General features: G+C 73.7%; 4 protein-coding genes and 1 tRNA gene. 1 reads left to right on the top strand and 4 read right to left on the bottom strand.

From position 1 onward, the window contains the following. Positions 1-90: 90 nt before the first annotated feature. From AADR41_RS22520 to AADR41_RS22510, 3 genes are all read right to left on the bottom strand, one after another. Complete coding sequence (locus tag AADR41_RS22520) at positions 91-642, bottom strand: single-stranded DNA-binding protein (RefSeq protein WP_342283190.1); 552 nt, start codon at positions 640-642, stop codon at positions 91-93. Between the two features lie 99 nt (positions 643-741). After that, positions 742-2,643, bottom strand: a complete 1,902-nt coding sequence (locus AADR41_RS22515) for a YfjP family GTPase (RefSeq protein ID WP_446751094.1) — start codon at positions 2,641-2,643, stop codon at positions 742-744. Next, complete coding sequence (locus tag AADR41_RS22510; protein ID WP_342283192.1) at positions 2,640-4,298, bottom strand: ATP-binding protein; 1,659 nt, start codon at positions 4,296-4,298, stop codon at positions 2,640-2,642. Before AADR41_RS22510 ends, AADR41_RS22515 begins: the two co-directional genes overlap by 4 nt. A 328-nt stretch (positions 4,299-4,626) precedes the next feature. Here AADR41_RS22510 and AADR41_RS22505 point away from each other — a divergent pair. Further along, a tRNA-Arg gene (locus tag AADR41_RS22505) sits at positions 4,627-4,699 on the top strand. A 481-nt stretch (positions 4,700-5,180) separates the two neighbouring features. Here AADR41_RS22505 and AADR41_RS22500 read toward each other — a convergent pair. Continuing rightward, a complete protein-coding gene (locus AADR41_RS22500; RefSeq protein ID WP_342283188.1) occupies positions 5,181-6,692 on the bottom strand; it encodes an FG-GAP and VCBS repeat-containing protein in 1,512 nt (503 codons plus the stop codon). Positions 6,693-6,879: the final 187 nt, after the last annotated feature.

Below are 6,879 nucleotides of genomic sequence, written 5' to 3'. Positions count from 1 at the left end.
CCACCCACCCGCTTCCGGGGCTCCCCGTCCAACCCCGGACCTCCCTCCCGGCACGCGCCCGGCACGCGCCCGGCACGCGGTCCCGGTCCGTCACGGCACCGACGCGAGCTCCTTCGCGGCCTTCTGACGGTCTGTCGAGCGCTTGGCTCCGGAACCGTTCGGTTTCCCCGGATCGCCCGGATCGCCCAGGACTTCCGGGTCGTCCGGCCCGGTGAACCCCTCCGGCCGTGCCGATGCACCCGACCTCTCGGCGCTGCCCGCCCGGGCCGTCAGCGCGGGCTCGCCCCTCAGCACCCGCCGGAACGCGGACGTCCCCCGGGTCAGATCGTGACCCACCGCGACCGCCTCGATGTCCACGAACGTCCTGCGCTGCCCCTCCCGTTCCTCCTCGCGCACTTTCAACCTGCCGTGCACAACCAGTGGTTCCCCGACGGAAACGGAACCGGACAGATTCAAGGCCAGAGTCCGCCAGGCCCACACCGTGAAAAAGCTGGTGTGCCCGTCCGACCAGAGCTGTTTCTCGCGGTCCCAGCGGCGTGGCGTCACCGCGAACCGGAATCGCGCCATTCCACCGGTCGCGGTCTCCCGGAACTCCACGCCCGTAGCCGCGTTGCCCACCAATGTCACCAAGGTGTCGTTCATGACTCCGCCTCCCCTTCGGCCTTCGGAACAGCGATCGCGTCCGCGCGGTCACTGATCCCAGGTTGAAGGGAAGGCGGAAATCCTGCCGGGGCCTGTGGACTACCCGCCGGTTGTGGAAATCTCCGTCACCGCCGCGTACCTCTCGCGCACCTCGCGGTACCGCACGAGCTCCGCGGCCACCGGATCGAGCACCCGGGCCCGCCCGCAGGCCGCCGCCGCCTCGCGCAACTGCCGGTCGGCCTCCTGCCCGTACCGTCGGGCCGGCCCGCGCGCCGCCGCCGCGCACGACCACTCCACGAGGGGCCCGCCGACCACCCCGGCCAGCAACACCAGGGCGGGCGTGAGGTAACCCGCTTCGAGCACGCCGACGATCTGCCCGAGCAGCCAGAGCCCGCCGAAGATCTGCAGCAGCGTCATCGCGGCCTGCGCCAGCACCGCGGCGGGCCACCACTTCGGCCGCGGCGGCTTCCCGCCCACCCGGCCGCTGTGTGCCACCCCCGAGGCCCCGGCCACGCCCGTCGCCACCACCGGCGGACCGCCCGGGGCGTGCTCCGCGCCGGCCCGTTCCACCAGCGCGTCCAGCGCCTCCGGCAGCCCGTCCGCGCCGTGCACCGCCGCCTCGCGGACCGCCTGGGCCCAGGGCCCGGGAAGCCCGTCGGCGGCCTCGTCCGCCACCGTCCGTACCGCCTGCTCGACGCGCTGCCGGGCGGTGATCTCCTCCTCCGGGGGCTCGGGCCGCGCCGGGCGTTCCGGGCTTCCGGGCCGCCGGGCCGACTCGTACCGGCGCCACAGCCGCAGCCACGGCGTGCCGCACGCCCGTCCGGCGTTCCTGCGCCACTCGCGCTCGGCCGTCTGGCCCGCCGCGGCCGCCCCGACGGCCTCCGCCAGCCGGTCGGCGAACTCCTCGCGGGTCTGTTCGTCGAGGCCGGGCCGCCCCTCGGCCACGTACACCGGGCGGAGCCTGGCCGCGGCGGCGTCCACGTCCGCGGAGAGCCTGCGCGCCGCCGCGGTCCGTTCCTGGACGAACCGGCCGAGCACCTCGCGCAGTTCGCCGACGCCCTCGCCGGTGAGCGCGGACAGGGGCATGACGGTGGCGCCCGGTTCGCCGTGTTCGCCCAGTGCCATGCCGTCCTCGTCGAGCAGCCGGCGAAGATCGTCGAGGACCTGGTCGGCGGCGTCGCCGGGCAGCCGGTCGATCTGGTTGAGGACGACGAAGGTGACCTCGGCGTGCCCGGCGAGCGGCCGCAGATAGCACTCGTGCAGGGCCGCGTCCGCGTACTTCTCCGGGTCGACGACCCAGATCACGGCGTCGACCAGCGCCAGTACCCGGTCGACCTGTTCGCGGTGTTCGGTCGCCGCCGAGTCGTGGTCGGGCAGGTCGACGAGTACGAGTCCCTGGAGGGCCTCGTCGGTGTCCGCGCCGCCCTGCTGCGGCCTTCGCCTGAGCCGCCCCGGAATGGCGAGCCGGTCGAGCAGTCCGGCGGCCCCGTCGGTCCAGGAGCAGGCGATGGGGGCGGCGGTGGTCGGCCTGCGCAGTCCGGTTTCGGAGATCTGGGCGCCCGCGAGGGTGTTGAAGAGCATCGACTTGCCGCTGCCGGTGGCCCCGGCGATGGCGACGACGGTGTGCCGGGAGGAGAGCCGCTGCCGGGCCGCCGCCTCGTCGAGCACTCGTCCCGCCTCGTCGAGGGTGTCCCCGTCGAGCCGGGCCCGGGACAGCCCGACGAGTTCGCGCAGCGCGTCCAGCCGCGGCCGGAGCGGGCCGCCGGAGGGCACATAGGCCTCGACCTGGGGCGGCCGTACGTCGTCGTCCCGGGCGGTCCCGGGCTCGAGATCCACCGCCTTGGCCACCGCCCGCCGGGCGATGAGCCCGTCGTTCCACTCCCGGCCCGGCTCCGGCACCCGGCCGGTCCCCGGCACCGGGACCGCCCCGTCCGCGTCCTGGTTCTCGTGGGAAGCGGGGCTCCCGGCCGGGCCGGTCCCCTCGTCAGTGACGGCAGTCATCGCTGCCACCTCTCCTTCTGCAGTACGGACAGCGCGGCGATCAGTTCGGCCTGCGGCTCCGGGGCCACGTCGAGCGCGTCGAGCGGTGCGAGCCGCCGGTCGCGCTCGCCGTTCAGCACCCGGTCGAGGCATTCGGTGAGCAGTACCCCGCCCTTGTCGCGCAGCCGCAGCGCGCCCTGGGCGCCGATCCGTTCGGCGAGCTGCTCCCCGGCGCCGCGGGTGCGGCGGCCGCCGAGCAGTGCGGCGGCCAGCAGCGCCGCCACGGTCTCGGCGTCGGGTGCGGCGTTGCGTTCCAGCCGCCGCACCTCTTCGTCGGCCAGCTCCTCCAGGACCCGCCACCAGCGCCTCACGGCCATGGCGATCCGGCCCCGGATGTCCTCGGCGGGCCCCCATCCCCCGGCTTCCCGGCCGACGTCCTCGAAACCGAACTCCCGGGCCGCGGGTTCGCGCTGCCAGGTCGAGCGGATCTGTTCGTCGGCGGCGGCCACGGCGCACTGCAGGAGTGCGGCGAGGCTTTCGATCAGCGCTTCGAGGAGCTCCCCCGAGGTGCTGTACTGCGGGTGGCCCCGCCATCTGGTCCGGGCGTCCCCGGCGAGCACGCCGCCGTTGCGGAGCCGGCGCCGGACCCGGGCACCCTCCGCCCGGTACGCGTCCTCGACCACGGCGGTCAGCCGTACGGCCGCCGCGTACTGCGCCGCGACGGCCCCGGCCAGCTCGGGCATCCGTACGTCCAGCGAGTCGATGACCCCGGCCGCCGTACGCCCGACCGCCTGCTGGCGGGCCGCCGGGTCCTGGGCCCGGTGGCTGAGCCAGGCCCGCAGCGGGGCGACGGCGGTGGTGGGCAGCAGCCCGCTGCCGCCACCGGCCGATTCGGGCAGTTCGGGGATGGTGAAGCGCGGCACCTCACCGAGCCCGGCCCGCGTGAGCAGCGCCCCGTACTGCCGGGACACCTCGGCGATCACCTGGTGCGGCACCCGGTCCAGGACGGTGACGAGGGACGCGTCGTACTGCTTGGCGGTACGCAGCAGATGCCAGGGCACCGCGTCCGCGTACCGGGAGGCCGTGGTCACCATCACCCATACGTCCGCGGCGCAGATCAGCTCGGCGGCCAGCCTCCGGTTGCGCACCACGAGCGAGTCGATGTCGGGCGCGTCGAGCAGCGCGAGCCCGCGCGGCAGCCCCGGTGAGGTCTCGACCCGCAGCGAGATCCCGTCCTCCTCGTCCCCGTCGAGTCCGTCGAGTCCGTCGAGGCCGTCGCACCCGCCGGGCTCCCCGGACTCCTCCGGCGGCAGCCAGACCCTGGTCAGCCGCGGCAGTACACGTGCCCCCGCGAACCAGTGGTGATCGTCCGGGTGGCAGACGAGCACGGGGGTCCGGGTGGTCGGCCGCAGCACCCCGGCCTCGCTGACCGGCCGGCCCACCAGCGAATTGACCAGCGTCGACTTCCCCGCCCCGGTCGAACCGCCGACGACCGCGAGCAGCGGCGCTTCGGGATCCCTGAGCCGGGGAAGCAGATAGTCGTCGAGCTGGGCGAGCAGCTCACTCCGGGTCTGCCGGGCGCGCCCGGCCCCCGGGAGCGGCAGGGGAAGACGCACGGCAGCGACACGGTCGCGCAGGGCGGAAAGTGCGTCGATGAGCTGAGGCCGTACGTCCAAGGTCACCACATGCGAAGAATGCCCAATTTTGGAGCCTTTTTGAAGCGTATAGCCACCTCTGCGCGCCGGTTCTCTCCCAGGGATGAAGTCGGGACAGAGGGGATGAGTGGGGCGCAGGCATAACGAGTGCACAACACCCGGGGCGCGAGGCGTCAAAAGCGGTGCACGAATCCCACCCACCTGCGATTATCGGTTCGCTTCACCGAACCTCCACATCGTGCCACGCAGGTGAAGCAACCAGGACGAGGCGATCGGAGCCCTATCCTTGTCCCGGCAGGTCACCGACCGGCCCGGCCCCAGGGCACCAGGCCGCCGAGGCCAACACCCGGCCCCCGTAGCTCAGTGGATAGAGCAGGCGCCTTCTAAGCGCTTGGCCGCAGGTTCGAGTCCTGCCGGGGGCGCAACAGGTCATTGACCGGCGCGGACGCACCAGAGGTGCGTGTGGCACCCAAGTGTCCGGCGGTGTCGGGCCAAGCGCCTTGCCGATTCCGCCTTCTCCGGCGCCCGGCCTCTCCCGGGCGCGTACGGATCCCGTACGGACGGATCCGTACGGACGGATCCGTACGGACGGACGGATCCCGTACGGCCTTCTCCTTCTCCGGCCCCGGCCCGGCGTCGACCCGGCAAGGGGGACGCCGGGGTCGACGCCGGGCGGGTCCAGGCCCTCCGGGGCGATTTCCGCGAGGGACGACAGCGGGCGGCCGGCTCCGCGTTGCCGTCCGGTTCCGCCGCGCGGAGTGCTGCGGGACGGGCATGCGCACCCCGTCCCGCAGCACTCCGCGTCGCACAGCGCGCCCCGTCCCGCGCCCCGTCCCGCGTCGCGGTCGGCGGCCAGCGGTCAGGCGGCCAGCGGTCAGGCAGTCAGCGGTCAGCGGTCAGCGGTCAGCGGTTGAAGGACGAGCCGAGTTCGGCGGACTTCGCCACCGTGCCCAGCGTTCCGTGGCCGAAGGTGAACGAGCCCTTCGCCGTCGGGCCGGCCGCCGTGGTCGGGAAGATCCACAGGGAGCCGGCGCCGGCGTTCTCGCCGGGGGCGCCGACGGCCAGTTCGCTGCGGCCGTCACGGTTGGCGTCGACCAGCTTGGCGGCGCCGCCGAACCGGTCGTTCGCCTCGGCCGCCCCGGGCACGTCCGCCGTGTCCTGGTTGAAGCCGACGGTGCCGGTCCCCGTCGGGCCGGACGCGGTGCCGGGGAGGACCAGGACGGAGCCCGCGTCCTTCGTCGTGCCGAGGTCCTCGCCCGGGACACCGACGGCGATGTCGCCGTAGCCGTCGCCGTTCATGTCACCGATCGACACCGAGGCCCCGAAACCGTCGCCCTTCTCGGCGGCGCCCGGGACACCGGCGCTGTCCTGGTTGAAGACCTTGGCCCGGTCGCCCCGCGGGCCGTTCGCGCCGCCCGGTACATAGGTGATCATGCCGCCCTTGGCGAGCGGGAGGTCCAGGTCGCTGTCGTAGCCGTCGACCGGGCGGCCCACGACGATGTCGGCGTACTTGTCGCCGTCGACCCGGCCGGCCGTGATGGTCTCGCCTGCCTGGAGACGGTTGCCATCGGCCTTTTCGACGACCGTGTAGTCCTCGGCGAGGCCGGTGGCGCCGCCGTCGCGGACGAGGATGCGGCGGGCGTCGTACTCGTCGCCGTCGTGGACGACGCCGGCCAGGTCGTCACGGCCGTCGCCGTCGAAGTCGCCCGCGGTGACGTCCATGTAGCGCAGGTCGTCCATGTCGAGGATCTCCCTGGCGGGGGCCGCCGCGCTGCCGTCGCGCTTGAACGGGCCCGACAGGACATGGGTGTTGTGCGAACCGATGGTGGCGATGTCCATGGCACCGTCGCCGTCGAAGTCACCGGCCGCGGTCAGCGCGCCGACCTCGTCGTACTGTTCGTCGCCGTTCAGGAGGGTCGCGCCGCCGGACAGGCCCTGCGCACCGCCCCAGATCACGGTGAGCGTTCCGGCGGACCCGGCCGTGCCGACCTTCTCGTTGCCGGCGCCGACCACGAGGTCGCTGTATCCGTCCTTGTCGAGGTCGGCGGAGACCATCGAGCTGCCGAACCCGTCGCCGGCCTCGGCGGAGTCCGGTATGCCGGGCGAGTTCTGGGTGAAGACCTGCTTGGTGGAGGTCTGCGGCCCGTTCTTGGAGCCGTACACCACGGCCACGTATCCGGCCTTGGCCCTGCCGTCGACCGTGGCGCCCGGAGCGGTGAACGCGAGGTCCGGGTAGCCGTCCCCGTTGAAGTCGTCACGGCGCGGGGCCGGTGCGGACACCGCCCCGTTCGCGGACGCCGACGCCGAGGTCGGGGCGCGGTCCGGCGTCGACGCCTGGGCGGTGGGGAAGGTGGTCACGGCGGTCGCCACGGTGATGGCGAGGACCACGGTGGTTCCAAGGGCACGGGATGCCACGTGCACTCCTTCGTTCGGGTGTGGGAGGTTTGCGCAAGCGGAAGTTCACCGGCGGTTCGCTGCGCCGGTACGGCACCGTTGCTGTGCAGAGTCAGACCGGCCGGGACGCGTGCCGGTTGCGTTTGCACGGCAACCGTCACAGCTCCTCCACTCGCACGGACGGTGACTGCCGGGGCCTGCCGGGCCC

The organism is Streptomyces sp. CLV115 (assembly GCF_038448545.1).
Lineage (GTDB): Bacteria > Actinomycetota > Actinomycetes > Streptomycetales > Streptomycetaceae > Streptomyces > Streptomyces sanglieri.
Note: the sequence above shows the minus strand (reverse complement) of the source record. Positions and strands in the feature narration are given on the sequence as shown.